This is a genomic window from Pseudarthrobacter sp. MDT1-22 (genome assembly GCF_054511035.1).
In genome coordinates this window covers 1-1,440 of sequence record NZ_JBTNDK010000072.1, presented here as the reverse complement: position 1 = coordinate 1,440, position 1,440 = coordinate 1, and the positions used below count along the sequence as shown (strand labels likewise).

Sequence of the window (1,440 nt, the reverse complement as noted above, 5' to 3'; positions counted from 1 at the left end):
GGCTCTCCTGACTCTTCCGTGGGTTAATTTCGGCCCGGGAGCATTGGTTTGGGACCGCCGAGGCTGAGCATGGCCAACGCGATGAGTGCGTCTGGGGATTTGAAGCCGAAGGCGATTCTGGTGATCAGGCGAATTTTCGTGTTCATTGATTCGACGCGTCCGTTGGAAAGCCCATGCTCGATCGCGGCCAGGATGGATTCCCGGTGTTTGACGATGCTCTTTTGCAGTTTCACGAAGGATGGGATGCGGCACCGGCGTGCCCAGGCCACCCACTTGTCGAGTGCTTCGGCGGCTTCCTCGAGGGGCAGCTTGAAGACCAGCCGGAGTCCTTCCTTGAGGTAATACGCCCGGCCGAGTCTGGGGTCGGTTTGGACTATCCAGGCGAGCTTGGTCTGCTGTTTCTCGGTGAGGTTTTCCGGGTTTTTCCACAGCGCGTACCGGGAGTTCTTCACCCCGGCGGCCAAGGCGCTGTCGGGGCGTGCCGGGGACCCGGCCGGCGGCCGTCCCCGCTCTCTTCCTGGCTCGTTGGCCCGGGCTGCTTTGCGGGCGTCGTTCCACGCCGTCCGGCGGACTTCGTCGAGGGCCTCGGTAGCCCACTTGATGATGTGAAATGAATCAGCGCACTGCACGGCGTCCGGGCAGCGTTCGGCGACCACCGCGGCGATCCAGGGGGCCGCGTCCGCGCTGACGTGGGTGATGGCTGCCGAGCGTTCCTCGCCGAGGGCGTCAAAGAATGTGCGCAGGGTCGCCTTATCGCGGCCCGGTGCGGCCCAGAGCAGCCGACCGGAATCGTGGTCCACGACGACGGTCAGGTACTTGTGTCCGCGCTTGTAGGAGATCTCGTCGATGCCGATCCGTTTCAGGTCCGCGAACCGGTCGAATTCCTTCTCCGTATCTGCCCAGACACGGGTGATAATCGCCCCGACGGTACGCCAGGCGATGCGCATCAGCTCGGTGACCGCCGTCTTGGAGGACTTGGTGGCCAGCCAGGCCACCTGCGCATCGAAATCATGGGTGTGGCCGGCCTGGTGCCTGGCCCAGGGAACTGCCGCGACGGTGACCCCGTGCTTCCTGCACCGGATTCTGGGGGCCGCGGCCTGAAGCCATACCTGGACCGTGCCCAGGTCCAGGGAGCGCCAGCGGCGCAGACCTTCTCCCTGGTCGTATTTCGGGCTTCGGCGCTGGCAGATCCCGCACCGGTTGCGCATCGAGCCTGTCGGTCGGACCGAGGCGATCAGGAACCCGCCGTCATCCTCCAAATCAATGGACTCCACAACCGTTTTCTCGACACCGAGCAGCGTTCGCCATAGTCTTGCATCTTGCACGCCGTTTTCCCGTTCTAAAAGTTTCTTTCCTTAGACAGTCAGAAACCTATAGACGGAAAGCGGCGTGCGTCCGTTAAGGCGCGCTCAAAACGCCCACGGAAGAGTCAGGAGAGCC

1 protein-coding gene is annotated in these 1,440 nt (G+C 63.3%); it reads right to left on the bottom strand.

The features are described from left to right. Positions 1–23: 23 nt before the first annotated feature. Complete coding sequence (locus ACX80M_RS20980; protein WP_459310395.1) at positions 24–1,325, bottom strand: ISL3 family transposase; 1,302 nt, start codon at positions 1,323–1,325, stop codon at positions 24–26. Positions 1,326–1,440: the final 115 nt, after the last annotated feature.